Origin of the sequence: Streptomyces sp. NPDC046859, from assembly GCF_040645135.1 — a bacterium.
Classification (GTDB): Bacteria; Actinomycetota; Actinomycetes; order Streptomycetales; family Streptomycetaceae; genus Streptomyces.
This window is the reverse complement of record NZ_JBEYXR010000012.1, coordinates 183625-208239: the sequence shown is the minus strand read 5'-3', so window position 1 is coordinate 208239 and position 24615 is coordinate 183625. Positions and strand designations below refer to the sequence as shown.

The window sequence follows — 24615 nt, the reverse complement described above, 5'->3', positions numbered from 1 at the left end:
CCGGTCCACCGGGCCGATGACCAGCAACCCCACGTACGCGGTATGCGTCGCCGCAGTGGCTCAGGCTGTCGTGATCGTTTCGGTGACCTGTTCAGGACCATTCACTCGAAGCGAAGGCTACGAACCGTGCGTACGTACAGCCCCAAGCCCGGCGATGTGACGCGCCAGTGGCACGTCATCGACGCTCAGGACGTCGTCCTGGGTCGTCTCGCCACCACTGCCGCGACGCTCCTCCGGGGCAAGCACAAGCCGATCTACGCGCCGCACGTCGACGCTGGTGACTTCGTCATCATCATCAACGCCGACAAGGTGCACCTCTCCGGCAACAAGCGGACCCAGAAGATGGCGTACCGCCACTCCGGCTACCCGGGTGGTCTGCGCTCCGTCCGTTACGACGAGCTCCTCGACAAGAACCCCGAGAAGGCCATCGAGAAGGCCGTCAAGGGCATGCTCCCCAAGAACACGCTGGGCCGTCAGATGCTCTCGAAGCTGAAGGTCTACAAGGGTGACCAGCACCCGCACGGCGCGCAGCAGCCGCAGCCGTACGAGATCACCCAGGTCGCGCAGTAAGTCCGGCCACCCCCTAAGACTGAAGAGAATCTGAGGAGAATCGTGGCCGAGACCACTGCCGAGCAGCCGCTCGAAGAGCTTGACATCGACAGCTACACCACCGAGTCCGAGGTTCCGGTGGAGGGCGAGTACACCTCCGAGTCCCTCGCCTCGCGCTTCGGTGAGCCCCAGCCGGCCGCCGGCCTGGGCCGTCGCAAGAACGCCATCGCCCGTGTCCGGATCGTCCCGGGTACCGGCAAGTGGAAGATCAACGGTCGCACCCTCGAGGACTACTTCCCGAACAAGGTGCACCAGCAGGAAGTCAACGAGCCCTTCAAGGTGCTCGAGCTCGAGGGCCGCTACGACGTCATCGCCCGCATCGCGGGTGGCGGTGTCTCCGGTCAGGCCGGTGCGCTCCGTCTCGGTGTCGCCCGTGCGCTGAACGAGGCCGACGTCGACAACAACCGCGGCCCGCTGAAGAAGGCCGGCTTCCTCAAGCGCGACGACCGTGCGGTCGAGCGCAAGAAGGCCGGTCTCAAGAAGGCCCGCAAGGCCCCGCAGTACAGCAAGCGCTAAGCGCCAGCTGCCTCTGCACGTACTCCGGTACTCCGAACGCCCCGGCGGCACGCCACTGTGCCACCGGGGCGTTCGTCTTATCACCGGACGCGGGCGTATAACGGCACAAGGCGTTCAAGGGCTTGTGTGATCCGATGCTCAGGCATGGAATGCCTGGAAGCGGGAGCCACCGGCGGCAGGCGGCAGGGCGCGCGCCGGCTCCGCTTCCCGGGTAGTGAAGTTTCCTCAGGAGGACAAGTGGGACGACTCTTCGGCACGGACGGCGTGCGGGGTGTCGCCAACGCGGATCTGACGGCCGAGATGGCTCTCGGTCTCTCCGTGGCGGCGGCGCACGTACTGGCCGAGGCGGGCACCTTTGCAGGCCACCGGCCGACCGCGGTGGTCGGGAGGGACCCGCGCGCGTCCGGGGAGTTCCTGGAGGCCGCCGTGGTCGCCGGCCTCGCGAGCGCCGGGGTGGACGTCCTGCGTGTCGGTGTGCTGCCGACGCCCGCGGTGGCGTATCTCACGGGCTCGCTCGGCGCCGACCTCGGTGTCATGCTCTCCGCCAGCCACAACGCCATGCCCGACAACGGGATCAAGTTCTTCGCCCGCGGCGGCCACAAGCTCGCCGACGAACTGGAGGACAGGATCGAGTCCGTGTACGACTCGCACCGGCACGGCGAGCCGTGGGAGCGGCCGACGGGCGCGGGCGTCGGCCGGGTGCGCGACTACGACGAGGGTTTCGACGACTACGTCGGGCACCTCCTCGGGGTGCTGCCCAACCGCCTGGAGGGCCTGAAGATCGTCCTCGACGAGGCGCACGGCGCCGCGGCCGGTGTGTCGCCGGAGGCGTTCCGGCGGGCCGGTGCCGAGGTCGTCACCATCGGGGCCGAGCCGGACGGGCTCAACATCAACGACGGCTGCGGGTCGACCCACCTGGACAAGCTGAAGGCCGCCGTCGTCGAGCACGGCGCCGACCTCGGTGTCGCGCACGACGGGGACGCCGACCGCTGCCTGGCCGTGGACCACACCGGTGACGAGGTGGACGGCGACCAGATCCTCGCCGTGCTGGCGCTGGCCATGCGGGAGCGGTCCGTTCTGCGGTCCGACACCGTGGTGGCGACCGTCATGTCCAACCTGGGCTTCAAACTGGCGCTGGAGCGCGAGGGCCTGAAGCTGGTGCAGACGTCCGTCGGCGACCGGTACGTGCTGGAGGAGATGAAGGAGCACGGCTACGCCCTCGGCGGCGAACAGTCCGGGCACGTCATCATCCTCGACCACGCCACCACCGGCGACGGCACGCTGACCGGGCTGCTGCTGGCGGCCCGTGTCGCGCAGACCGGACGCTCGCTGCGGGAGCTGGCCGGGGTGATGGACCGGCTGCCGCAGGTGCTGATCAACGTCCCCGACGTGGACAGGTCGCGGGTGAGCACGTCGGCGGAGCTCTCGGCGGCCGTCACCGAGGCCGAGCGTGAACTCGGGGCCACCGGACGGGTGTTGCTGCGTCCCTCGGGCACCGAACCGCTGGTGCGTGTGATGGTCGAGGCGGCCGACATCGAGCAGGCGCAGTCCGTGGCCGGACGGCTGGCCGACGTGGTGAAGTCCGCGCTCGGCTGACCCCGTGCCGGAGGAGTGCCGGACCGCGCGGCCACCAAGGGCCGCGCGGTACCGAGCGCCCAACGGGCGCCGTCCTAGACGGCGTTGACCTTGCGCGGCTGCCGCGACCAGGACCACTTCTGCAGCAGCAGCGTGAGCGTGCCTGCCAGGATGATGCCCAGCAGGTTCAGCAGGAGCTGTTGCGAGGAGCCCAAGGTCTGCCGGGTGTCGCCGTAACTGAGGGCGACGGCCGCGTTGGCGGCGGCCGGCACCGTCGTCACCGAGATGGCCACGCCCACCAGGGCGCCGGACTTGGCCGAGGTCAGCGAGAGGGTGCCGGCGATCCCGGCGAGGACCGCCACGATGAACGAGAACCAGTCGGGGGCGTAGACGAAGGCCGTGTTGGGCCGGTCGGCCTCCAACTGCCGTTCGGAGAACAGCCCCAGCGCGTCCATGAACCAGCTGAAGCCCACGGTGACCGCCATCGCGACGGCGAAACCGGAGATGAGCGCGATCACCGAGCGCAGGGCGAGCCGGGGCGCACGCTGCACCATCGCCGTGGAGATCCCGGCCAGCGGACCGAACTCCGGGCCGACCGCCATCGCGCCCACGATCAGCACCGCGTTGTCCAGCACGACACCGCAGGCCGCGATCATGGTGGCCAGCGTGATGAACGCCAGATAGGTCGCGGAGAGCGTCGACTCCTCGTGCGTCTCCTCCGTCAGGTGGTCCCACAGCACCGCGTCCGCCGCCTCGCCGGGCGCGTCCTTCTCGGCCTGTTCGGCCCGCCGGGACAGCGACAGGTCGACGTCCTCCACGGCGATGGCCCCGTCGTCCTCGATGCCCAGGCGCTGGAGCCCGGTGAGGAGCGCGTCGGCCGCCTCGCGCGCCACGTCGCACAGGACGAGGTCCCCGGCGGGGTCGCGGGCGGCACCGGTCAGGACGACGAGATGGGCCGTCCCCACCGTCCGCTCGATCAGCCGGACGACGTCCTCGGTCCGTTCGGGCGGCGTGATCAGCCGGAAGTGGAGCATGGGAGCAGCGTAGCCGTCACAGTTTGCGCAGGCTCAGCCGCTGCACCTTGTGGTCGGGGCCCTTGCGCACGACGAGGGTGGCCCGGCCGCGGGTGGGGGCGATGTTCTCCACCAGGTTCGGCTTGTTGATGGTCCGCCACATCGTGCGCGCGTAGTCCAGGGCCTCGTCCTCGGACACCTGGGTGTACTTGCGGAAGTACGAGGACGGGTTCTGGAAGGCGGTCTCGCGCAGCCGCTTGAAGCGGTGGAGGTACCAGCTCTCGATGTCCTCGGTGCGGGCGTCGACGTACACGCTGAAGTCGAAGTAGTCGGCGAGACCGACCCGGGTGCGGCCGTCCTTGCCCGGGAGGGCGGGCTGGAGCACGTTCAGGCCCTCGACGATCAGGATGTCGGGCCGGCGCACCGTGAGCCGCTTGTCCGGGACGATGTCGTAGATCAGGTGCGAGTAGACGGGGGCGGTGACCTCGCCCTTGCCGGCCTTGATGTCGGCGACGAACCGGGTGAGCGCCCGCCGGTCGAAGGACTCCGGGAACCCCTTGCGGGACATCAGGCCGCGCGCCTGGAGCTCCCGGGTGGGCAGCAGGAAGCCGTCGGTGGTGACCAGTTCGACGCGCGGGTGCTCGGGCCAGCGCGACAGCAGCGCCTGCAGCAGACGGGCCACCGTGGACTTGCCCACCGCGACCGAGCCGGCGACCCCTATCACGAAGGGGGTGCCGGACTGGGAGCCCTGCTCTCCGAGGAAGGTGTTCAGCGCGCCGCGGAGGCCGTCGGTGGCACCGACGTAGAGGTTGAGGAGGCGGGAGAGCGGGAGGTAGATGTCCCGCACCTCGTCGAGGTCGATGACGTCGCCGAGGCCGCGCAGCTTCTCGACCTCCTCCGCCGTGAGCGGCAGCGGGGTCTTGTCGCGCAGCGCGCTCCACTCCGAGCGGGTGAGGTCCACGTAGGGAGTCGCCTCCGGCCGCTGCCGGTGGGCGCTCCGGGGGATCGAGGAGACCGGAGAGATCACAGTCCATTGTTACGGCAGTACGAACGGACGGCAGGGTGGGATCCGTCACTCGGCGGCGATCCGGCTGCTTCCGGGCGCAGAAGGCGTTCGTACCACCGTAGGAATTTCCGAAATCGGGCACGATTCGACCCTTCGCGCCCAGGCCCCGGCCGTAAGCTGCCGCGCATGTGCGGAATCGTGGGTTACGTGGGGTCGCAGTCGGCGCTCGACATCGTGATGGCCGGACTGAAGCGGCTGGAGTACCGGGGGTACGACTCGGCCGGGGTCGCCGTGCTCGCGGACGGCGGGCTGGCGGCCGGGAAGAGGGCCGGGAAGCTCGTCAACCTGGAGAAGGAGCTGACGGAGCGGCCGCTGCCGACGGGCACGACGGGCATCGGGCACACCCGCTGGGCCACGCACGGCGGACCCACGGACGCCAACGCCCACCCGCACCTCGACAACGCCGGACGGGTCGCCGTCGTCCACAACGGCATCATCGAGAACTTCGCCGCCCTGCGCGCCGAGCTGGCGGAGCGCGGCCACGACCTGGTCTCCGAGACGGACACCGAGGTGGTCGCCCATCTGCTCGCCGAGGAGTTCTCGGCGACGGCCGATCTCGCCGAGGCCATGCGGCTGGTGTGCCGCCGGCTGGAGGGCGCCTTCACGCTGGTGGCCGTGCACGCCGACGAGCCGGACGTCGTGGTGGGCGCGCGGCGCAACTCGCCGCTCGTGGTGGGCGTCGGTGAGGGCGAGGCCTTCCTCGCGTCGGACGTCGCCGCGTTCATCACCCACACCCGCTCGGCGATCGAGCTGGGCCAGGACCAGGTGGTGGAGCTGCGCCGGGACGCGGTGCGGGTCACCGGGTTCGACGGGCGGCCTGCGGACGTGCGGTCCTACCGGGTCGACTGGGACGCCGCCGCCGCGGAGAAGGGCGGCTACGACTACTTCATGCTCAAGGAGATCGCCGAGCAGCCCAAGGCGGTCGCCGACACCCTGCTGGGACGCGTCGACGCGGCCGGCTCGCTCCGGCTGGACGAGGTGCGGATCAGCGCCTCCGAGCTGCGCGAGGTCGACAAGGTCGTCATCGTCGCCTGCGGCACCGCCTTCCACGCCGGGCTCATCGCCAAGTACGCCATCGAGCACTGGACGCGCATCCCGTGCGAGGTGGAGCTGGCGAGCGAGTTCCGGTACCGGGACCCGATCATGGACCAGCAGACCCTGGTCGTCGCCATCTCCCAGTCCGGGGAGACCATGGACACCCTCATGGCGCTGCGCCACGCCCGCGAGCAGGGCGCCCGGGTGCTGGCGATCTGCAACACCAACGGGTCGACGATCCCGCGCGAGTCGGACGCCGTGCTGTACACGCACGCCGGGCCGGAGGTGGCGGTCGCCTCGACGAAGGCGTTCCTGACGCAATTGGTCGCCTGCTATCTGGTGGCGCTGTACCTGGGGCAGGTGCGGGGCACCAAGTGGGGCGACGAGATCCGGGCGGTCGTCCGGGACCTCTCGCAGATCTCCGGCGCGGTCGAGCGGGTGCTGGAGACCATGGAGCCCGTGCGGGAACTGGCGCGCGGCCTCGCCGCGAAGAACACGGTGCTGTTCCTCGGCCGGCACGTGGGCTACCCGGTCGCCCTGGAGGGCGCCCTGAAGCTGAAGGAGCTCGCCTACATGCACGCCGAGGGCTTCGCGGCGGGCGAGCTGAAGCACGGTCCGATCGCCCTGATCGAGGACGACCTGCCCGTCGTCGTGGTCGTGCCGTCGCCGCGGGGCCGGTCGGTCCTGCACGACAAGATCGTCTCCAACATCCAGGAGATCCGGGCCCGGGGCGCGCGCACCATCGTCATCGCGGAGGAGGGGGACGAGGCGGTCGTGCCGTACGCCGACCACCTCATCCGCATCCCGGCCACCCCGACCCTGCTCCAGCCGCTGGTGGCCACGGTGCCCCTGCAGGTCTTCGCCTGCGAACTGGCGACGGCCCGCGGCAACGAGGTGGATCAGCCGCGCAACCTCGCGAAGTCGGTGACGGTGGAGTAGGCGGAAAACCCCCGGCGTGCGGGGAGCCCGCTGCCTACGCTCGTGGCATGACGATCACGTACGCGTGGCGGGGCGACTTCGAGGACGCGGCCGTCGACGCCCTGCACGCGGAGGCGTTCGGGCACGGTCCGACGGCCACGGACTGGCGCGCGCGGGTGGACCGGCACAGCCTCGGCTGGGTCTGCGCGCGCCGGGGCGGCCGGCTCGTCGGGTTCGTCGACGTCGTGTGGGACGGCGGCGCACACGCCTTTCTCCTGGACACCATGGTGGCCCTGGAGCTGCGGGGGAGGGGCGTCGGGACCTGGCTCGTGGCCGTCGCCGCCGAGGGGGCGCGCTCGGCGGGCTGCCACTGGCTGCACGTCGACTTCGAGGGACGGCTGCGCCCCTTCTCCTTCCAGGCGTGCGGCTTCAGGCCGACGGATGCGGGACTGATCGCCCTGGGCTGACCCGGCGGCCCTCCCCCCGGAGTCACCCCAGCACGTCCCGCCACGCCCGCGGGATGCCCTCCGCCACGTCATGCGCGGCCAGCGGGGCGCCGTCCGCCGCGAACCGGGCCGACAGCCCGTGCAGATAGGCCCCGGTGCTCGCGGCGTCCAGCGGGGCGAGGCCCGCCGCCAGCAGCGAGCCCGTGAGGCCCGACAGGACGTCGCCGCTCCCGGCCGTGGCCAGCCAGGAGGTGCCCGTGGGATTCACCCGGACCGGACCGGTGCCCCCGGCCCCGGCCACCAGGGTCGTGGACCCCTTCAGCAGCACGGTCGCCGTGTAGCGCGCCGCCAGCTCCCGGACCGACGTCAGCCGGGCCGCCTCGACCTCCTCGCGGGTGACACCGAGCAGCGCCGCCGCCTCCCCGGCGTGCGGGGTCATCAGCGTCGGCGCCGTCCGCTCCCGTACCGCCTCCGGGTCCGCCAGCCGCAGACCGTCGGCGTCGATCAGCACCGGCACGTCCGTCGACAGGACCTCGGCGACCGTCGCCGCGTCGTCCCCGGCGCCCGGCCCGACCACCCAGGCCTGCACCCGCCCGGCCTTCCGCGGCCCCCGGTCCGACACCAGGGTCTCCGGGAACCGGGCGATCACCGCGTCACCGGCCGGGCCGACGTACCGCACCGCACCGGCCCCGCCGCGCAACGCCCCCGACACCGCGAGCACGGCGGCCCCCGGATAGCGGGCCGAGCCGGCCGCGATGCCGACGACGCCCCGGCGGTACTTGTCGGACTCCGCCGCCGGCACCGGCAACAGCCGCGCGACGTCCGCGTGTTGCAGCGCCTCCAGCTCCACCGCGTCGTGCGGCAGCGCCAGCCCGATGTCGACGAGCCGCACCACACCGGCGTGTTCACGTGCCGGGTCGATCAGCAGCCCCGGCTTGTGCGTGCCGAACGTGACGGTGAGGTCCGCCCGCACCGCCGTTCCCCGCACCTCACCGGTGTCGGCGTCCACACCGCTCGGCAGGTCCACCGCGACCACCGGCACCCGGGCCCGCTCCGCCGCGTGTGCCAGCGCCGCCGCCTCCGGGCGCAGCCCGCCCTTGCCGCCGATCCCGACGATGCCGTCCACGACGAGGTCGGCGCGCTCGATCAACTCCCGGCCCGCGTCGGCGACGGCGCTGCGGCCGCCCGCCTTGCGCAGCGCGGCCAGGCCGCCGGGGTGCGCCCGCTCCGGAGAGAGCAGCACCGCCGTGACGCCCGCCCCGCGCCGGGCCAGCCGGGCCCCGGCGTACAGGGCGTCGCCGCCGTTGTCGCCGCTGCCGACCAGCAGCACGATCCGGCGGCCGTACACCCGGCCCATCAGGTCCGCGCAGGCGGCGGCGAGTCCGGCCGCCGCCCGCTGCATCAGTGTGCCCTCGGGGAGCCGTGCCATCAGCTCCCGTTCGGCCGCCCTCACCGTCTCCACGCCGTAAGCAGTCCGCATACGACCGAGTCTGACGCACAGGGCGCGGCCCGGCGCATCGAATCAGCCCTCGGCGATCACCACCGCCGAGGCGACCCCGGCGTCATGGCTGAGGGACACGTGCCAGGACCGCACGCCGAGTTCGGCCGCGCGGGCCGCCACCGTGCCGCGCACCCGCAGCCGGGGCCGTCCGCTGTCCTCGACGTAGACCTCGGCGTCGGTCCACAGCAGGCCCGCCGGCGCGCCGAGCGCCTTCGCGAGGGCCTCCTTGGCGGCGAAGCGCGCGGCGAGCGAGGCGATGCCCCGGCGTCCACCACCGGGCAGCAGCAACTCGCTTTCCAGGAACAGCCGTTCGGCCAGCCCGGGCGTGCGGCGCAGCGCCGCGTCAAACCTGTCGATCTCGGCCACGTCGATGCCGACCCCGATGATGCTCATGGCGAGCACCTTACGGTTCCTCCTTCGGGTGACCCCGCCGCGCGGCGCCTCCCACTGGGCCCGCCTCGCACGCTTCCCTGTGCGCATGATCAGCGGACGTATCGCCTGCCGGAGCATCGCCGTGATGCTCGCGGCGGCCTCCCTGCTGCCCGTTGGCAGCGCCTCGGCGGACCCCGAGCCCCCGGCCACCGGACCGGGTGCCGGCCTCGTACCGGGTGTCCCCCTCGACATGCTCCCGCTCGCCCCGGCCGACACCTCGGACCAGGCCCTGCCGCCGAAGGTGTACGAGCCGAGCGCCGAGGAGGACGCCGTCGAGCCGAAGGACGCCCCCGACGCGACGCACGACCTCGTCGAGTACGTCACCCCGATGGACGCCCTCGGGGGCGTCAAGTGCAGCGACGAGACGGGGCCGTACCAGCGGGAGGCCGAGCGGTGGCTCGGGCTGAAGGCGGACGGCGAGCAGTCGGCCGCCGACTGCCGTGCCGTCCGCCGCTTCCAGCTCAAGCACAAGATCAAGCCCGCCATCGGCTTCGCCGGGCCCGTCACCTGGGCCACCATGCGGCTGGAGTCCGCCCGCAAGAACCCCAACGCCGCCGGGAAGTGCCCGGTGCGGGCGTACCGGGTCGCCTGCGTGGACCTCGACCGGCAGATCGCCTGGGTGCAGACGGGCCGCGAGGTCGTCTTCCAGCCGGTGTCCGTGCGCAGCGGACGCAAGGGCTACGGCACCCGCACCGGATGGCACCGCGTCTACTGGCGGCACAAGAACCACGTGTCGACGCTCTACAACAGCCCGATGCCGTACGCGCAGTTCTTCGACGGTGGCCAGGCCTTCCACGGCGTCTACGGCAGCATCTTCACCGAGGTCGGCTCCATGGGCTGCGTCAACCTGCGCCTGGACGACGCCCGCGCGCTGTGGAAGCTGCTGAGGAACGGCGACCGCGTCTACGTGTGGGGCCACCGCACGGAGGGCTGAGAGGTGCCCGAGGGGGTCCGGCACGACGGCGTCGCCGGGCCCCTCTGAGACACTGGGGGCGCGATGACGAACACAGCACCACAGCGGACCGCGCCCGCGCGTGCCCGCGCCGAGATCGATCTGGCCGCCCTGCGGGCCAACGTGCGGACCCTGCGCGGCCGCGCCCCCGGCGCCGCCCTGATGGCCGTCGTCAAGGCGGACGCGTACGGCCACGGGGCGCTGCGCTGCGCCCGCGCCGCGCTGGAGGCCGGGGCGACCTGGCTGGGCACGGCCACCCCCGAGGAGGCCCTCGCGCTGCGGGCCGCCGGGATCCAGGGCGTGCGGATGATGTGCTGGCTGTGGACGCCCGGCGGACCCTGGCAGGAGGCGATCGAGGCCGACCTCGACGTGTCCGTCAGCGGTATGTGGGCGCTGCGCGAGGTCACCGAGGCGTCCCGGCGCGCCGGGACGCCCGCGCGGGTGCAGCTCAAGGCCGACACCGGCCTGGGGCGGGGCGGCTGCCAGCCGGGGGACGACTGGGCCGAGCTGGTCCGTGAGGCGCTGCGCGCCGAGGCCGACGGGCTGATCCGGATCACCGGGCTGTGGTCCCACTTCGCCTGCGCCGACGAGCCGGGCCACCCCTCCATCGCTCCCCAGCTCGACCGCTTCCGGGAGATGACCGCGTACGCCGAGGAGCGGGGCGTGCGCCCCGAGGTGCGGCACATCGCGAACTCGCCGGCCACGCTCACGCTCCCCGAGAGCCACTTCGACCTGGTGCGCACCGGCATCGCGCTCTACGGCATCTCGCCGAGCCCCGAGCTGGGCAGCCCCGCCGACCTGGGGCTGCGTCCGGTGATGACCCTCTCGGCATCCCTGGCCCTGGTCAAGCACGTGCCCGGCGGGCACGGCGTCAGCTACGGGCACCACTACGTCACCCCGGGCGAGACCACCCTCGGCCTCGTCCCGCTCGGCTACGCCGACGGCATCCCGCGGCACGCCTCCGGTGCCGGGCCCGTCCTGGCCGGCGGCAAGTGGCGGACGGTCGCCGGGCGGGTCGCGATGGACCAGTTCGTCGTCGACCTCGGCGGGGACGAGCCGGAGGCGGGCGCGCGGGCCGTGCTGTTCGGGCCGGGCGACGGCGGGGAGCCCACGGCCGAGGACTGGGCGCAGGCGGCGGGAACCATCGCCTACGAGGTCGTCACGCGCATCTCCGCGCGCGTTCCCCGCGTCTATGTGGACGAGGGCCGGTAGCCGCGGCCGCCGGTTCCGGGCGAACCGCGGGGTGTGCGGCCACGCGGTTGCTACCACTGAGTACATTCATGTGAAGGAGGAACGAGAGGGGTACCCCGTAGCGGGACCCCTCTCGGACCACGGGCACCGTCCACCACCGTCGCCAACCGGCACCGGACCCAGCGAAGAGGAGCGGTACGTGAGCGAGAGCAGCGCGGAGGCCGCCGTCGCGGCCGTCGCCTCCGCGACGGGGGCGGCCGCGAGCTGGCGCAGGGCGACCGGTCTCGCCGGCGCGGCGATAGGCGTGGTCGCGGCAGGCGCGGCCGCCGGCGTCGCCATAGAGCGGATGACCGTGGGCCGCGGCATGCGCCAGAAGGCACGCCTCGCACTGGACTCGGCGGGACCGTACGGCTCGCTGCGCGGCACGCCCGGCAAGGCGTACGCCGACGACGGCACCCTGCTCTACTACGAGGTCGACGACGTCGACCCCGAGTCCGCCCCCGCGCTCAGCCCCCGCCGGCGCCGGCTGTTCGGGCGCAAGGCGCCGGCCCCCGTCACCGTCGTCTTCAGCCACGGCTACTGCCTCAGCCAGGACTCCTGGCACTTCCAGCGGGCGGCGCTGCGGGGCGTCGTGCGCACCGTGCACTGGGACCAGCGCAGCCACGGCCGGTCCGGGCGCGGGGTCGCCCAGACGCAGGAGGGCCGGCACGTCGACATCGAGCAGCTGGGCCGGGACCTGAAGGCCGTCATCGACGCGGCGGCGCCCGAGGGACCCCTCGTCCTGGTGGGGCACTCCATGGGCGGGATGACCATGATGGCGCTGGCCGACCAGTACCCGGAGCTGATCCGGGAGCGGGTCGTCGCCACCGCCCTGGTCGGCACGTCGTCCGGGCGGCTCGGCGAGGTCAACTTCGGCTTGCCCGTCGCGGGGGTGAACGCCGTGCGCCGTGTGCTGCCGGGTGTCCTCAAGGCGCTGGGGCAGCGCGCCGAGCTGGTGGAGAAGGGGCGCCGGGCCACCGCCGACCTGTTCGCGGGGATCATCAAGCGGTACTCGTTCTCGTCGCGGGACGTGGACCCGGCCATCGCCCGGTTCGCCGAGCGGATGATCGAGGGGACCCCGATCGACGTGGTCGCCGAGTTCTACCCGGCCTTCACCGACCACGACAAGACCGAGGCGCTCGCCCTGTTCACCGAGATGCCCGTGCTCGTCCTCGCCGGCGTGGGCGACCTGGTCACACCGAGCGAGCACAGCGAGGCCATCGCCGACCTGCTGCCGGACGCCGAACTGGTGCTGGTGCCGGACGCCGGGCACCTGGTGATGCTGGAGCACCCGGAGGTGGTCACCGACCGCCTCGCGGACCTCCTCACCCGCGCGGGCGCCGTGCCCGCAGGGGCTACGGTTAGTGGCTATGGAAGCACCAGCAGCACCGCACAACGCGGGTGACCTACAGCTGACCGTCACCTCCCCCGAGCAGATGCGGGAGCTCGGCCGGCGACTCGCCAAGCTGCTGCGCGCCGGCGACCTCCTGATGCTCAGCGGGGAGCTCGGCGCGGGCAAGACGACCCTGACCCGGGGGCTCGGCGAGGGCCTGGGGGTCCGGGGCGCGGTGACGTCCCCGACCTTCGTGATCGCCCGGGTGCACCCGTCGCTCGGTGACGGCCCGCCGCTCGTCCACGTCGACGCCTACCGGCTGTCCGGCGGCCTGGACGAGATGGAGGACCTCGACCTGGACGTCTCGCTGCCCGAGTCGGTCGTCGTCGTGGAGTGGGGCGAGGGCAAGGTCGAGGAGCTGACCGAGGAGCGCCTCCAGGTCGGGATCCACCGGGCCGTCGGCGACACGACGGACGAGGTGCGGCACGTGACGGTGACCGGGCTCGGCGAGCGCTGGGCCGCCGTGGACCTGAGCGTGCTGTCCGCCTGACGCGCCCGGGCCGGGGCCGGCCCGCGAGGCCGTTCCGACAACGTGTCGGGAAAACGTTGCGTTCGAGGTCGTGGGCGTGGTCACATGGTATTCAGCCCGTGGTTAGGCGTGCCTAACCACACCCGCCCCCGACCTCAGGAGGCGTCCCATGCCGGCACCGGAGAACACGCCCCACGGTGAGGCGCGGCCGCACCCGCCGGCCCACGGCGCTTCGCTGTCCGTGCGCGACCTGCTGGCGGCCAACGCCGCAGCGCGGCTCGTCTCGACACCTCCGCGCGCGCCCGAGCCCCGCCCGGTCGCCGAACCCCGGCCCGAGGCGGCCTGACCAGGGCGGTCAGGGGACCACGACCACCGGGCGGCCGATCGTCGCGAACTCCCACATGGCGGTCCCGTCACCACGTGACTGGCGGATGCCGCCCGTCCGCGCGGTCGGGTCCGGCTGCGGGGTGCCGCCCGGCACGGCCGCGCTGAAGCCGATCGTCACGCCGTCCACCGCCGCGAACCGCACCACGTGCTCCACCGGCAGCCCGTCGGTCCCGGTGACCGAGCCGGAGCGCGACCCGACCGGGTAGATGCCCGGTGGCGGGTCGACCGATCCGGGGGTCACCCGGAACGTCCGCTTGACCTTGCCGCCGACCCCCACCAGCCACACCCGGTCCTCGCCCAGGGAGTAGACGACCCGCTCCCCGGTCCCGGAGAGGGCGGGCAGCGCCTCGGGGTCGCCGTCGTCCCGGGGGGCCTCGGAGGTACTCGCCGCGAGCGTGCCGCCGGGACGCTCGCCCAGGTCGGGCGGGACGTTCGCGGCGGCCTGGAAGGTGAGGAAGGCGACCGCGGCGAGGGCGGCCGCGCTCAGGCCCACGACGAATCCGGAACTGCTGCCCGCCACCGTCACCACCTCAGCGTTCGCTCGCGCCACGTGATCATGCCGACCGTAGCAGTCACCGCCCGCCCGACCGGGGCGGCACTTCCGGAGCCCCGGGCGCCGTAGGCTGTTTGCGTGCTCTTGCTCGCTCTGGATACCGCCACCCCCGCCGTCACCGTCGCGCTGCACGACGGCACGGACGTCATCGCCTCCTCGAGCCAGGTGGACGCGCGCCGGCACGGCGAGCTGCTGCTGCCGGCCGTCGACCGGGTCCTCGCCGAGGCCGGTGTGCGGCTGGACGCCGTCACCGGCGTCGTCGTGGGCGTCGGCCCCGGCCCCTACACCGGGCTGCGGGTCGGCCTGATGACCGCCGACACCTTCGGGTTCGCCCTCGGCGTCCCCGTGCACGGCGTGTGCACCCTGGACGGTCTCGCCTACGCCGCCGACATCGAGAAGGGCCCCTTCGTCGTGGCGACCGACGCCCGGCGCAAGGAGGTCTACTGGGCCCGGTACGCCGACTCCCGCACCCGGCTGACCGATCCGGCCGTCGACCGGCCCGCCGACATAGCGGCCGAGGTGGCCGGACTGCCGGCCGTCGGCGCCGGCGCGCTGCTCTACCCCGACACGTTCCCGTCGACCCACGAGCCCGAGCACGTGTCGGCGGCCGCCCTGGCCGCCCTGGCCGCCGAGCGGATGGCCGCGGGGGAGGAGCTGCCCGCGCCGCGGCCGCTGTATCTGCGCCGCCCCGACGCCCAGGTCCCCAAGAACTACAAGGTGGTCACCCCCAAGTGACCGGACCCGTGACCGCCCCCGGCGGCGCCGAGGGCCCCGAACTGCGCGAGATGCGCTGGTGGGACATCGACCCCGTCCTGGAGCTGGAGAAGGCGCTCTTCCCCGAGGACGCCTGGTCCCGGGGCATGTTCTGGTCCGAACTGGCCCACGCCCGGGGGGCCGAGGCCACCCGCCGCTATGTCGTCGCCGAGCAGGACGGGCGCCTGGTCGGCTACGCCGGGCTCGCCTCCGCCGGCGACCTGGGGGACGTCCAGACCATCGCCGTCGCGCGCGACCACTGGGGGACCGGCCTCGGCGGGCGGCTGCTGGCCGAGCTGCTGCGCGCGGCCACCGAGTTCGAGTGCGCCGAGGTGATGCTGGAGTGCCGGGTGGACAACGTCCGCGCGCAGAAGCTCTACGAGCGCTTCGGTTTCGAGGCCATCGGCTTCCGGCGCGGCTACTACCAGCCGGGGAACGTGGACGCCCTGGTGATGCGACTGACCACAGCGCCCGACAGCGGCAGTGCCGCGGGTGACGACTCCGTACAAGGAACTGAGATCAATGGCTGACTCGCGGGACGAACCCCTCGTTCTGGGCATCGAGACCTCGTGCGACGAGACCGGCGTCGGCATCGTCCGCGGCACCACCCTGCTCGCCGACGCCGTGGCCTCCAGCGTCGAGGAGCACGCCCGCTTCGGCGGCGTCGTGCCGGAGGTCGCCTCCCGGGCCCATCTGGAGGCGATGATCCCGACCATCGACCGGGCGCTGAAGGAGGCGGGCGTCAGCGCGCGCGACCTCGACGGCGTGGCGGTCACGGCCGGTCCCGGCCTCGCGGGCGCGCTGCTGGTCGGCGTGTCGGCGGCCAAGGCGTACGCCTACGCGCTCGGCAAGCCGCTGTACGGCGTCAACCACCTCGCCTCGCACATCTGTGTGGACCAGCTGGAGCACGGGCCGCTCCCGGAGCCGACGATGGCGCTGCTGGTGTCCGGCGGGCACAGCTCGCTGCTGCTGTCCTCCGACATCACCTCCGACGTCCGCCCGATGGGCGCGACCATCGACGACGCGGCGGGCGAGGCGTTCGACAAGATCGCCCGCGTGCTGAACCTGGGCTTCCCCGGCGGACCGGTCATCGACCGCTACGCCCGCGAGGGCGACCCGAACGCGATCGCGTTCCCGCGCGGTCTGACCGGCCCGCGCGACCCGGCGTACGACTTCTCCTTCTCCGGCCTGAAGACCGCCGTCGCCCGCTGGATCGAGGCGAAGCGGGCCGCGGGCGAGGAGGTGCCGGTGCGGGACGTCGCGGCCTCCTTCCAGGAGGCGGTCGTCGACGTGCTGACCCGCAAGGCCGTACGGGCCTGCAAGGACGAGGGCGTCGGCCACCTGATGATCGGCGGCGGCGTGGCCGCGAACTCCCGGCTGCGGGCACTGGCGCAGGAGCGCTGCGAGGCGGCCGGCATCCGGCTGCGGGTGCCCCGGCCGAAGCTGTGCACGGACAACGGCGCGATGGTCGCCGCGCTCGGCGCCGAGATGGTCGCGCGCAACCGGGCGGCCTCCGACTGGGACCTGTCGGCGGACTCCTCGCTGCCGGTGACGGAGCCGCATGTGCCGGGCGCCGGGCACGACCACGTGCACGAGGTGAGCAACGAGAACCTGTACTCGTGAGCGTCGTCGCCCTGATGTGGGAGGCGCGGGCGGTGCCCGGGCGGGGCGGGGACCTGCTCGCCTGGGCGCGGGCGCAGGAACTGCCGCGGCCGCCCCTGCGCCGGGAGACCCTCCGGGCGGCGCAGGACCGGGTCCTCGTCATCACGTGGTGGGAGGCGGACGCCGACGCCGAGGTCCCCGAACTGCCGGAACCGGACGGCGATCTGGTCACCCGGGCCGTGCACCGGTGGCGGTTCGAGTCGCTCGGTACGGAGGGTCCCGGCCGGTCCGGCGGCTGAGAGAACCGTCGCGGGGCGGTCCCGTGGCTCGAAGGTTTCGTGGTGCGTGCCGAATGTTCCGGCATACGGACTGGGCCGGAAAGGTTCGTCACCGGGCCGGGCGGGGTTACGATCGCCGCCATGACAGCCCGTGAGACCGCCGCATCCCGGACGGCCGAGCCGGAGAACCGGTCGGCAGCGACGACCGGCCGGTCCGGGCGGACGGCCACGCTCGCCGAGATCGCCCGCGAGGCCGGCGTCTCGGCGCCGACTGTTTCGAAGGTCCTCAACGGACGCGCGGACGTGGCCCCGGGTACCCGCAGCCGTGTCGAGGAGCTGCTGCGCGCCCACGGCTACCGCCGCCGGCGGACCGAGACCGGCCGCTCGCCCCTGATCGACCTGGTCTTCCACGAGCTGGAGAGCGCGTGGGCGATGGAGGTCATCCGGGGCGTCGAGAACGTGGCCCGCGACGCGGGGCTGAGCGTCGTGCTCAGCGAGAGCGCGGGGCGCCTCACTCCGGGCCGGACCTGGGCCGACCAGGTCGCCGCCCGCCGCCCGTACGGCGTGATCCTCGTGCTGTCCGACCTCGACGAGTCCCAGCGCGCGCTGCTGACCAGCCGTTCGATCCCGTTCGTGGTGATGGACCCGGCGGGCGACCCGGGCGCCGACGTGCCGTCCATCGGCGCGACCAACTGGCAGGGCGGCCTCGCCGCCACCCGGCATCTGATCGAGCTCGGGCACCGGCGGATCGGCGCGATCACCGGACCGTCCCGGATGATGTGCAGCCGCGCCCGCCTCGACGGCTACCGCGCCGCCCTGGAGACGGCCGGGCTGACGGCCGACCAGGACCTGGTCAGGACCGGCGACTTCCACCACGAGACCGGCTACCGGCAGGGCCTGGAACTGCTGCGCCGCCCCGACCGGCCCACCGCGGTCTTCGCCGGCAACGACCTGCAGGCGCTCGGGCTGTACGAGGCCGCGCGGGAGCTCGGCCTGCGGGTGCCGGAGGACCTGAGCGTGGTCGGGTTCGACGACCTGCCGGTCGCGCGGTGGGTCGGGCCGCCGCTGACGACCGTGCGGCAGCCCCTGACGGAGATGGCGGAGGCGGCGGCGAAGCTGGTGCTGGACCTCGCCCGCGAGCAGGGCACCCCTACGGCGACCAGGGTGGACCTGGCGACCAGCCTGGTGGTGCGGAGCAGCACGGCCCCGGCGCCCGGGCTGTGACGCCCGCCGGGGCTCGGCGCGAAACTTTCGGCTCCTTTCTGAGAGAAGTCTGAGAATTTCGCGAGAAAAGCCGCCCTGGGCTCCCTGGCCGTAATAATTCGGACGTACGTTCCTACCTATGAGGGGACGCGGGCGGGGAACGGGCGGGGACGACGGGGGACGCGGGGAACGCCGGGCGTCGGTGTCGCGAAGGGCGGGGATCGCCCTCGCGGCCTTACTGGCCCTGGCGATCGGGGCGGCGGCCTGGGCCTACCGGCATCTCGACGACAACATCACCGGTGTCGACATCGACCAGGCACTGGGCGACGACCGCCCGCCCCGGGCGATGACGACCCCGGCGCCGTCGGCGTCACCGCTGCCGACGGACGCGCTGAACATCCTGGTCCTCGGCTCGGACTCACGCAGCGGCGCCGCCAACAGGAAGCTCGGCGGGGGCGACAGCGGGGGCGCCCGCTCGGACACCGCGATGGTGTTCCACATCGACGCCGGCCGCACCACGGCCACGGTCGTGAGCATCCCGCGCGACACCCTGGTCACCCGGCCGTCCTGCCCGCTGCCGTCGGGCGGGTCGACCCGGCAGGCGTACCAGGCCATGTTCAACAGCGCCTACGCGCTGGGCGGTCCGGTCTGCGCCGTCAAGACGGCCGAGTCCCTGACGGGCGTGCGGATGGACCACTACGTCGAGCTCGACTTCTCCGGGTTCGCGAAGCTGGTGGACGCCCTCGGCGGGGTCACGGTCACCACGGACGAGGACATCCAGGACGAGGACAGCCATCTGGACCTCGCGGCCGGCACGCACCACCTGGACGGCGAGCAGGCGCTGGCCCTGGCCCGCACCCGGCACGGCATCGGCAACGGCAGCGACCTGGGCCGCATCGAGCTCCAGCAGAAGCTGGTGAAGGCGCTGCTCGACCAGATCTCCGCCACCGACCTGCTCACCGATCCCGCCCGGCTCTACCGGGTCGCCGACGCGGTGACCGGCGCCCTGACCACGGACACGGGACTGGACTCGCTGAGCGAGCTGACCGGCCTCGGGCAGAGCCTGCGGGGGCTGACGTCGGACGGCGTCAGGACCCTGACCATGCCGGTGGTGCCGGCGCCGTCCAACCACAACCGGGTGGTGGCGGACGAGCCGGAGGCGGGGAAGCTGTGGGAGTCGCTGCGCTGAGAGAAAACTTCTCACAGATCCCGGGGGACGTGTCGATCCGGCGGCCGGCCGTTCGACGCAGGGGTGAGAGGCCGGGAAGGGCCCGGCCACCGCAGCACGAGGAGTCACCATGCCCCGATACCTGTCGCTCGTGAAGATCGACGAGGCGTCCGCCCCCGCCGACGGCCCGAGCCCCGAACTGATGCGGCGCATGGGGGAGCTGATCGAGGAGGTCACCAAGGCCGGCGTCATGCTCGACACCGCCGGGCTGCTGCCGTCCGCGCAGGGCACCCGGGTGCACTGGGAGGGCGGCCGGATCTCCGTCACCGACGGGCCCTTCACCGAGGCCAAGGAGGTCGTCGGCGGGTACGCGATCATGCAGTGCAAGGACAAGGCCGAGGCCATCGAGTGGACCACCCGGTTCCTGAAGGTGCACGAGGAGTTCTGGACCGTCACCTGCGAGGTGCGGGAGATCGCCGAGGGGTGACCGCGCCCGCTGGGCCGCCGGACGGGCAGGGTGTTCGATGGTGGGCTGTGGAGACACCGCGCGCCATCGACACCCGGTCCACCCTGGAGACCGTCTTCCGGCTGGAGTTCCCCCGCGTCGTCGCCGCCGTCACCCGGGTCGTCCGGGACGTCGGCATCGCCGAGGAACTCGCCCAGGACGCCCTGGTCGCCGCGCTGGAGAAATGGCCGCGCGACGGCGTGCCCGACCGGCCGGGCGCCTGGCTCACCGCCGCCGCCCGCCACCGCGCCGTCGACCTGGTCCGCCGCCGGGAGAACTACGCCCGCAAGCTCCGGGAGATCGGCCGGAACCTGGAGGACGTGCCGCCGCCGGAGCCCGCCGACCCCGACGCCATCGACGACGACCTGCTCCGGCTCGTCTTCACCACCTGCCATCCCGTGCTGTCCCCGCAGGCCCGCACGGCACTCACCCTGCGCCTGGCCGGCGGTCTGACCACGGCTGAGATCGCCCGCGCCTACCTGGTCCCCGAGGCCACGGTCGCCCAGCGCGTGGTCCGCGCCAAGCGCACCCTGGCCGCCCGCAACGTCGCCTTCGAGGTGCCGTACGGACCCGACCGCGAGGCGCGGCTCGGCTCCGTCCTCGACGTCATCTACCTGATCTTCAACGAGGGGTACGCGGCGACCGCGGGCGACGACTGGCTGCGCCCCGCGCTGTGCGAGGACGCGCTGCGGCTGGCCCGGCAGCTGGCCGCGCTGATGCCGAAGGAGCCCGAGGTGCACGCCCTGGCCTCGCTGCTGGAGTTCCAGGCGTCCCGCACGTCCGCCCGCACCGCCCCCGACGGCACGCCCGTCCTGCTGCGCGACCAGAACCGGCGCCGCTGGAACCGCATGCTGATCGCCCGGGGCATCACCGCCCTGGACCGGGCGGGCGCGACGGCGACGGGCGCCCCCGGCCCGTACGCCCTCCAGGCCGCCATCGCCGCCTGCCACGCGCACGCGTTCCGCTACGAGGACACCGACTGGCGGTCCATCGCCACGCTGTACCGGCTGCTCGCCGCCCGGTCGCCGTCGCCGGTGGTGGAGCTGAACCGGGCGGTCGCCGTCTCGATGACCGAGGGCCCCGGGCCCGCCCTGGAGATCGTCGACGGCCTCGCGGGCGAACCGGCGCTGCGGGCCTACCACCTGCTCCCGAGCGTGCGCGGCGACCTGCTCCTGCGCCTCGACCGCAGGGCCGAGGCGCGGGCGGAGTTCGAGCGCGCGGCGGCGCTGACGCGCAACGAGGCGGAGCGGGAGATGCTGCGCCGACGGGCGGCGGAGGCCGGGCCGTGACTACGCGGGGTGCCCCACCAGCATCGTCGGCGCGCCTGCCACCCGGGTCAGGAACACGGTGGCCGCGTTCGGCCCCTGCGGCTTGACCTTGCGGCGCAGTTCCTCCGGCTCGACGGCCGAGCCGCGCTTCTTCACGGTCAGCGTGCCCACCCCGCGCTCCCGCAGCAGCGCCTTCAGCCGCTTCACGTTGAACGGCAGCCGGTCGGTGATCTCGTACGCGGTGGCGTACGGGGTGGGGCGCAGCGCGTCCGCCGTGATGTACGCGATGGTCGCGTCGACCAGCCCGCCGTCCAGCGACTCGGCGGCCTCGGCGACCAGATGGGCCCGGATGACGGCGCCGTCCGGCTCGTACAGATACCGCCCGACGGGCCGCACCGCCGGATCGGGCAGGCCGCGGGAGAGCAGCGAGCGCGGGCCCGGCAGCAGGGTGGCGCGGACGGCCCCGGGGGCCGTGCCGAACCACAGCACCGCCTCCTTGACGTCCCCGCCGTCGGAGATCCACTCGGCCTCGGCGTCGCCGGGGACCGCCTCGTGCGGGATGCCGGGCGCGACCTTCAGGGCGGCGTGGGGTGCGGTGCGGGCCGCCTCGACGGCCCAGGACAGCGGCGGCGAGTACGCCTCCGGGTCGAAGATGCGGCCGCGTCCGCCGCGCCGGGCCGGGTCGACGAACACGGCGTCGAAGCCGGCGGTCGCGACCTCGGTGACGTCGGCCTCGCGCACCTCGACCAGGTCCGCCAGCCCGAGCGCGGCCATGTTGGCCCGTGCCGCCGCCACCGTCACCGGGTCCCGGTCGACGGCCAGCACCCGGATGCCGGCCCGCGCGAGCGCGATCGCGTCGCCGCCGATGCCGCAGCACAGGTCGGCGACCGAGCCGATGCCCAGCTCCCGCATCCGGGCCGCCCGGTACGCCGCCACGCTCGCCCGCGTCGACTGCTCGACGCCGTTGGCCGTGAAGTACATGCGCCCCGCGTCCTCGGCGCCGAACTTCGCCGCCGCCCGCTGCCGCAGCCGGGCCTGCCCGAGGGCCGCGGACACCAGCCCGGCCGGGTGCTCGCGGCGCAGCCTGGTCGCGACGGCGAGCTCGTCGGCGGGGTCGGTGTCGCGCACGGCGTCGAGGAGGGCGCGGCCCTCGGGGGCGAGCAGGGCGGTGAAGGCGTCGAGGTGGTCGTTCACCGGGTCATTGTCGGCCAGTCGGAGGATGGTCGGCTCCATGGCGGCGCTGTCGGCCCGCTCCGGGCGGGGGCGCCTGTCAGGATCCGGCTCCATGCGACTTGTAGGACAAAATGACAAAAAGGGGCTGCTGGGGATCGCGGCCTGGAGCCGTCCCGTCGCCCGGGCGGTCCGGCGGACGCGGCTGCGGAGTGCCGTCGCCGGGCTCGCGGTCGCCGCCGTCGCCTCGGGCTGCGCGCAGGGCGGTATCGCCGACCCGGCGGTCGGCACCTCCCCGGCCGCGGGTCCCGTGCCGAGCCGCTCCGCCGCACCCGCGTCACCTCCGACCGCCACCCGGGCGCCGGACGGCAGGAAGCCGCAGTCCGCCCAGCAGGCCCAAGCCGCCCGGGTCGCCGCCGCCCGGCGCTGGCGGCTCGCCCGCGTCCCCCTGGTGCCCCCGCCGCCGCCCGCGGTCAAGCCGCGGATCACCACCCGCAAGGGCTTCGAGGTCGACGGGCACGAGGAGCTGGGCCTCCCGCCGGTCTTCACGACCGTCCCCACGAACCGGAAGGTCGTCTTCCTGACCATCGACGACGGCGCCGAGAAGGACCCCGCGTTCCTGCGCATGATGAGCGACCTGAAGGTGCCGTACACCGCCTTCCTCAGCGACTACGTGATCAAGGACGACTACGGCTACTTCCGGCGGCTGCAGCGCGCGGGGGCCGATCTGCAGAACCACACCCTCCACCACCGCTACCTGCCCGCCCTGTCCTACCGCCACCAGCAGTACGAGATCTGCGGCATGCAGGAGGTCATGGAGGAGCGCTACGGCGAACGCCCCGTGCTGTTCCGGCCGCCCTTCGGCAACTACAACCGCGACACCCTGCGCGCGGCCAGGTCCTGCGGGGTGCGGTACGTCGCCCTGTGGAACGAGGAGGTCTTCGTCGACCGCTGGGACCACCGGGAGGACGACCACCGGATCCGTCCGGGTGACATCGTGCTCAGTCACTTCCGGGGCCGGGACGAGTGGAAGGGCACAATGCCCGACATGATCCGCCGGTTCCTGGACAGGGTCACGGCCGAGGGGTTCGCGGTGGCCCGGCTGGAGGACTACCTGTGACGCCCCCGCCGCGGACACGTGCGCCCGTCGCCGTGGCCCTGGCGACCCTCCTGCTCGCCGGATGCGCCGCCGGCACCTCCGCCACCGGCCCCCGCGCCGGGACCGCGCACGAAGCGACGCGCTCGGCGAAGAACGCCACGCACGCCGCGCAGCCGTACCGCCGCTGGGGCCTGAGCGACCCGCTGCCCGCGCCGCCCCCGTCACCCGCCCGGCGGGTGGCGCGGCGCCCCGGCGGCCCGCCGCCCGTCCTGCACCGCGTCCCCACCCGCGACCGGGTCGTCTTCCTCACCTACGACGACGGCGCCGAGAAGGACCCCCGGTTCATCGACATGGTCCGCGAACTGCGGCTGCCGGTCAGCATGTTCCTCACGGACAGCGTCGTCGGCCCCGGATACGGGCACTTCGCGCGGCTCCGCGCGGTCGGCGCGTCCCCGCAGAACCACACCCTCGACCACGCCGCCCTGCGCGGACTGCCCTACGCCGGCCAGCGCGCCGAGATCTGCGGCCAGCAGGACAAGCTGCACGCCCGCTTCGGCGTCCGCCCCCGGCTCTTCCGGCCGCCCCACGGCACCTACGACGCCACCACGCTGCGCGCCGCCGCCGACTGCGGGGTCACCGCCGTCGTGCTGTGGCGGGCGGCGATGGCGGGCGACGGCCGGCTGACGTTCGCGAAGGGGCCCGCGCGGCTGCGCCCCGGCGACGTCGTCTCCGTCCCCTCGGGCGAGCCGGGCGGGCTGCCGCTGCGGGAGCGCACCACCCTGCTGCTGCGGGCGGTTCAGGAGCGGGGGCTGACCGTGGGCCGCCTCGAGGACTACGTCTGACTCCGCTGTCCGCGGCGCGCCGCGCCACGGCGAATTGGCACTCCGCTTGACCGAGTGCTAACCGCGGTCATAGTCTCGGTCCTGGCACTCCCCACTGGAGAGTGCCAACCACGCGACGGGCAGGTCCGGCACCCGCGACGACGGATCGACCTGGTCGCCACCTCAGACAGTTAACCCCGTGAGATCTCCGAAGGGGGAGGTCGGATCGTGACGACCACCAGCTCCAAGGTTGCCATCAAGCCGCTTGAGGACCGCATCGTGGTCCAGCCGCTCGACGCCGAGCAGACCACCGCCTCTGGCCTGGTCATCCCGGACACCGCGAAGGAGAAGCCCCAGGAGGGCGTCATCCTCGCCGTCGGTCCGGGCCGCTTCGAGAACGGCGAGCGTCTTCCGCTCGACGTGAAGGTCGGCGACATCGTGCTGTACAGCAAGTACGGCGGCACCGAGGTGAAGTACAACGGCGAGGAGTACCTCGTCCTCTCGTCCCGCGACGTGCTCGCGGTCATCGAGAAGTAAGACACCTCGAAGCTCTTGCTTCCAGCTGCGCCCCTGGCCCCCGCGACCACATAAGAACCGGGCGCCCGGGGCGCAGTGTCTTTTGTTGAGAACCCACAGAATCCGAGAGGGCTCCC

At 73.3% G+C, this 24615-nt stretch carries 27 protein-coding genes; 21 read left to right on the top strand and 6 right to left on the bottom strand.

The window, feature by feature from the left end:
* The first annotated feature begins 126 nt into the window (after positions 1 to 126).
* The 3 genes from rplM (at position 127) to glmM (ending at position 2721) form a co-directional block, all read left to right on the top strand.
* Complete coding sequence (gene rplM / locus ABZ899_RS20040; protein ID WP_010036634.1) at positions 127 to 570, top strand: 50S ribosomal protein L13; 444 nt, start codon at positions 127 to 129, stop codon at positions 568 to 570.
* 42 nt (positions 571 to 612) lie between these two features.
* Positions 613 to 1125 (top strand): 30S ribosomal protein S9, encoded by a 513-nt coding sequence (gene rpsI / locus ABZ899_RS20035; RefSeq protein WP_103812805.1) that lies wholly within the window; start codon positions 613 to 615, stop codon positions 1123 to 1125.
* Between the two features lie 237 nt (positions 1126 to 1362).
* On the top strand, positions 1363 to 2721 hold the full coding sequence (gene glmM, locus ABZ899_RS20030; RefSeq protein ID WP_361347705.1) for a phosphoglucosamine mutase: 1359 nt from the start codon (positions 1363 to 1365) through the stop codon (positions 2719 to 2721).
* Between the two features lie 74 nt (positions 2722 to 2795).
* Here the strand turns inward: glmM and ABZ899_RS20025 are convergent, their stop codons facing one another.
* Together ABZ899_RS20025 and coaA are read right to left on the bottom strand one after the other, a co-directional pair.
* Positions 2796 to 3734 carry a DUF389 domain-containing protein gene (locus ABZ899_RS20025; RefSeq protein ID WP_361347702.1) on the bottom strand — a complete coding sequence of 313 codons (939 nt, stop codon included), beginning with the start codon at positions 3732 to 3734 and terminating at the stop codon, positions 2796 to 2798.
* Positions 3735 to 3750: 16 nt separating this feature from the next.
* Complete coding sequence (gene coaA / locus ABZ899_RS20020; RefSeq protein ID WP_361347699.1) at positions 3751 to 4740, bottom strand: type I pantothenate kinase; 990 nt, start codon at positions 4738 to 4740, stop codon at positions 3751 to 3753.
* A gap of 165 nt (positions 4741 to 4905) precedes the next feature.
* Here coaA and glmS point away from each other — a divergent pair, with 165 nt between their 5' ends.
* Positions 4906 to 6753, top strand: a complete 1848-nt coding sequence (glmS, locus tag ABZ899_RS20015) for a glutamine--fructose-6-phosphate transaminase (isomerizing) (protein ID WP_361347696.1) — start codon at positions 4906 to 4908, stop codon at positions 6751 to 6753.
* 47 nt (positions 6754 to 6800) lie between these two features.
* Positions 6801 to 7199, top strand: coding sequence for a GNAT family N-acetyltransferase (locus ABZ899_RS20010; RefSeq protein WP_361347693.1), 399 nt, complete (start codon positions 6801 to 6803; stop codon positions 7197 to 7199).
* Between the two features lie 22 nt (positions 7200 to 7221).
* On the opposite strand, the gene ABZ899_RS20005 is transcribed toward ABZ899_RS20010, so the two are convergent.
* Both ABZ899_RS20005 and ABZ899_RS20000 read right to left on the bottom strand, forming a co-directional pair.
* Positions 7222 to 8658, bottom strand: a complete 1437-nt coding sequence (locus tag ABZ899_RS20005) for an NAD(P)H-hydrate dehydratase (protein ID WP_361347691.1) — start codon at positions 8656 to 8658, stop codon at positions 7222 to 7224.
* Positions 8659 to 8700: 42 nt separating this feature from the next.
* Positions 8701 to 9072, bottom strand: coding sequence for a holo-ACP synthase (locus ABZ899_RS20000; RefSeq protein WP_361347689.1), 372 nt, complete (start codon positions 9070 to 9072; stop codon positions 8701 to 8703).
* Positions 9073 to 9157: 85 nt separating this feature from the next.
* Here ABZ899_RS20000 and ABZ899_RS19995 point away from each other — a divergent pair, with 85 nt between their 5' ends.
* The 5 genes from ABZ899_RS19995 to ABZ899_RS19975 all read left to right on the top strand — a co-directional run bounded on the left by ABZ899_RS19995 (position 9158) and on the right by ABZ899_RS19975 (position 13501).
* Positions 9158 to 10045, top strand: a complete 888-nt coding sequence (locus ABZ899_RS19995) for a L,D-transpeptidase (protein WP_361347687.1) — start codon at positions 9158 to 9160, stop codon at positions 10043 to 10045.
* 63 nt (positions 10046 to 10108) lie between these two features.
* A complete protein-coding gene (gene alr / locus ABZ899_RS19990; protein WP_361347684.1) occupies positions 10109 to 11275 on the top strand; it encodes an alanine racemase in 1167 nt (388 codons plus the stop codon).
* A gap of 178 nt (positions 11276 to 11453) precedes the next feature.
* On the top strand, positions 11454 to 12698 hold the full coding sequence (locus tag ABZ899_RS19985) for an alpha/beta hydrolase (protein ID WP_361347681.1): 1245 nt from the start codon (positions 11454 to 11456) through the stop codon (positions 12696 to 12698).
* Complete coding sequence (gene tsaE, locus ABZ899_RS19980; RefSeq protein ID WP_361347678.1) at positions 12664 to 13176, top strand: tRNA (adenosine(37)-N6)-threonylcarbamoyltransferase complex ATPase subunit type 1 TsaE; 513 nt, start codon at positions 12664 to 12666, stop codon at positions 13174 to 13176. Before ABZ899_RS19985 ends, tsaE begins: the two co-directional genes overlap by 35 nt.
* 148 nt (positions 13177 to 13324) lie before the next feature.
* Positions 13325 to 13501, top strand: coding sequence for a hypothetical protein (locus ABZ899_RS19975; RefSeq protein ID WP_361347675.1), 177 nt, complete (start codon positions 13325 to 13327; stop codon positions 13499 to 13501).
* Between the two features lie 9 nt (positions 13502 to 13510).
* Here the strand turns inward: ABZ899_RS19975 and ABZ899_RS19970 are convergent, their stop codons facing one another.
* Positions 13511 to 14062 (bottom strand): hypothetical protein, encoded by a 552-nt coding sequence (locus ABZ899_RS19970; protein ID WP_361347672.1) that lies wholly within the window; start codon positions 14060 to 14062, stop codon positions 13511 to 13513.
* A gap of 111 nt (positions 14063 to 14173) precedes the next feature.
* Here ABZ899_RS19970 and tsaB point away from each other — a divergent pair, with 111 nt between their 5' ends.
* From tsaB to ABZ899_RS19930, 8 genes are all read left to right on the top strand, one after another.
* Positions 14174 to 14830, top strand: coding sequence for a tRNA (adenosine(37)-N6)-threonylcarbamoyltransferase complex dimerization subunit type 1 TsaB (tsaB, locus tag ABZ899_RS19965; RefSeq protein ID WP_361347669.1), 657 nt, complete (start codon positions 14174 to 14176; stop codon positions 14828 to 14830).
* A gap of 50 nt (positions 14831 to 14880) precedes the next feature.
* Positions 14881 to 15378 carry a ribosomal protein S18-alanine N-acetyltransferase gene (gene rimI / locus ABZ899_RS19960; protein ID WP_361347760.1) on the top strand — a complete coding sequence of 166 codons (498 nt, stop codon included), beginning with the start codon at positions 14881 to 14883 and terminating at the stop codon, positions 15376 to 15378.
* The gene (gene tsaD / locus ABZ899_RS19955; RefSeq protein WP_361347666.1) at positions 15371 to 16471 is read left to right on the top strand and encodes a tRNA (adenosine(37)-N6)-threonylcarbamoyltransferase complex transferase subunit TsaD; all 1101 of its coding nucleotides are present in this window, start codon (positions 15371 to 15373) and stop codon (positions 16469 to 16471) included. The genes rimI and tsaD overlap by 8 nt, the downstream gene beginning before the upstream one ends.
* A gap of 14 nt (positions 16472 to 16485) precedes the next feature.
* On the top strand, positions 16486 to 16749 hold the full coding sequence (locus tag ABZ899_RS19950) for a hypothetical protein (RefSeq protein WP_361347757.1): 264 nt from the start codon (positions 16486 to 16488) through the stop codon (positions 16747 to 16749).
* 120 nt (positions 16750 to 16869) lie between these two features.
* Positions 16870 to 17952 (top strand): LacI family DNA-binding transcriptional regulator, encoded by a 1083-nt coding sequence (locus ABZ899_RS19945; protein WP_361347663.1) that lies wholly within the window; start codon positions 16870 to 16872, stop codon positions 17950 to 17952.
* Positions 17953 to 18070: 118 nt separating this feature from the next.
* Positions 18071 to 19120, top strand: coding sequence for an LCP family protein (locus ABZ899_RS19940; RefSeq protein WP_361347659.1), 1050 nt, complete (start codon positions 18071 to 18073; stop codon positions 19118 to 19120).
* 109 nt (positions 19121 to 19229) lie between these two features.
* Entirely contained in the window at positions 19230 to 19586 is a 357-nt protein-coding gene (locus ABZ899_RS19935) for a YciI family protein (protein ID WP_361347656.1), read from the top strand.
* 47 nt (positions 19587 to 19633) lie between these two features.
* Positions 19634 to 20893 carry a sigma-70 family RNA polymerase sigma factor gene (locus ABZ899_RS19930; protein ID WP_361347653.1) on the top strand — a complete coding sequence of 420 codons (1260 nt, stop codon included), beginning with the start codon at positions 19634 to 19636 and terminating at the stop codon, positions 20891 to 20893.
* Here ABZ899_RS19930 and ABZ899_RS19925 read toward each other — a convergent pair whose 3' ends face one another.
* Positions 20894 to 22105 carry a class I SAM-dependent methyltransferase gene (locus ABZ899_RS19925; RefSeq protein WP_361347650.1) on the bottom strand — a complete coding sequence of 404 codons (1212 nt, stop codon included), beginning with the start codon at positions 22103 to 22105 and terminating at the stop codon, positions 20894 to 20896.
* Between the two features lie 52 nt (positions 22106 to 22157).
* Between ABZ899_RS19925 and ABZ899_RS19920 the strand changes: the two genes are divergently transcribed.
* The 3 genes from ABZ899_RS19920 (at position 22158) to groES (ending at position 24499) form a co-directional block, all read left to right on the top strand.
* The gene (locus tag ABZ899_RS19920; protein ID WP_361347647.1) at positions 22158 to 23162 is read left to right on the top strand and encodes a polysaccharide deacetylase family protein; all 1005 of its coding nucleotides are present in this window, start codon (positions 22158 to 22160) and stop codon (positions 23160 to 23162) included.
* Positions 23159 to 23983, top strand: a complete 825-nt coding sequence (locus ABZ899_RS19915) for a polysaccharide deacetylase family protein (protein WP_361347644.1) — start codon at positions 23159 to 23161, stop codon at positions 23981 to 23983. Before ABZ899_RS19920 ends, ABZ899_RS19915 begins: the two co-directional genes overlap by 4 nt.
* 207 nt (positions 23984 to 24190) lie before the next feature.
* Positions 24191 to 24499: a co-chaperone GroES gene (gene groES, locus ABZ899_RS19910; RefSeq protein WP_013001368.1), complete on the top strand. Its 309-nt coding sequence runs from the start codon at positions 24191 to 24193 to the stop codon at positions 24497 to 24499.
* The last annotated feature ends 116 nt before the right edge of the window (positions 24500 to 24615 follow it).

Coding starts and splice junctions, on each gene's coding strand:
- ABZ899_RS20000 (WP_361347689.1), bottom strand. CDS start 9,072: ATGAGCATCATCGGGGTCGGCATCGACGTGGCCGAGATCGACAGGTTT.
- ABZ899_RS19995 (WP_361347687.1), top strand. CDS start 9,158: ATGATCAGCGGACGTATCGCCTGCCGGAGCATCGCCGTGATGCTCGCG.
- ABZ899_RS20005 (WP_361347691.1), bottom strand. CDS start 8,658: ATGCGGACTGCTTACGGCGTGGAGACGGTGAGGGCGGCCGAACGGGAG.
- ABZ899_RS19945 (WP_361347663.1), top strand. CDS start 16,870: ATGACAGCCCGTGAGACCGCCGCATCCCGGACGGCCGAGCCGGAGAAC.
- ABZ899_RS19940 (WP_361347659.1), top strand. CDS start 18,071: ATGAGGGGACGCGGGCGGGGAACGGGCGGGGACGACGGGGGACGCGGG.
- glmS (WP_361347696.1), top strand. CDS start 4,906: ATGTGCGGAATCGTGGGTTACGTGGGGTCGCAGTCGGCGCTCGACATC.
- ABZ899_RS19975 (WP_361347675.1), top strand. CDS start 13,325: ATGCCGGCACCGGAGAACACGCCCCACGGTGAGGCGCGGCCGCACCCG.
- ABZ899_RS20010 (WP_361347693.1), top strand. CDS start 6,801: ATGACGATCACGTACGCGTGGCGGGGCGACTTCGAGGACGCGGCCGTC.
- tsaE (WP_361347678.1), top strand. CDS start 12,664: ATGGAAGCACCAGCAGCACCGCACAACGCGGGTGACCTACAGCTGACC.
- tsaD (WP_361347666.1), top strand. CDS start 15,371: ATGGCTGACTCGCGGGACGAACCCCTCGTTCTGGGCATCGAGACCTCG.
- ABZ899_RS19925 (WP_361347650.1), bottom strand. CDS start 22,105: ATGGAGCCGACCATCCTCCGACTGGCCGACAATGACCCGGTGAACGAC.
- ABZ899_RS19950 (WP_361347757.1), top strand. CDS start 16,486: ATGTGGGAGGCGCGGGCGGTGCCCGGGCGGGGCGGGGACCTGCTCGCC.
- ABZ899_RS19920 (WP_361347647.1), top strand. CDS start 22,158: ATGCGACTTGTAGGACAAAATGACAAAAAGGGGCTGCTGGGGATCGCG.
- ABZ899_RS19935 (WP_361347656.1), top strand. CDS start 19,230: ATGCCCCGATACCTGTCGCTCGTGAAGATCGACGAGGCGTCCGCCCCC.
- alr (WP_361347684.1), top strand. CDS start 10,109: ATGACGAACACAGCACCACAGCGGACCGCGCCCGCGCGTGCCCGCGCC.
- ABZ899_RS20025 (WP_361347702.1), bottom strand. CDS start 3,734: ATGCTCCACTTCCGGCTGATCACGCCGCCCGAACGGACCGAGGACGTC.
- rimI (WP_361347760.1), top strand. CDS start 14,881: ATGCGCTGGTGGGACATCGACCCCGTCCTGGAGCTGGAGAAGGCGCTC.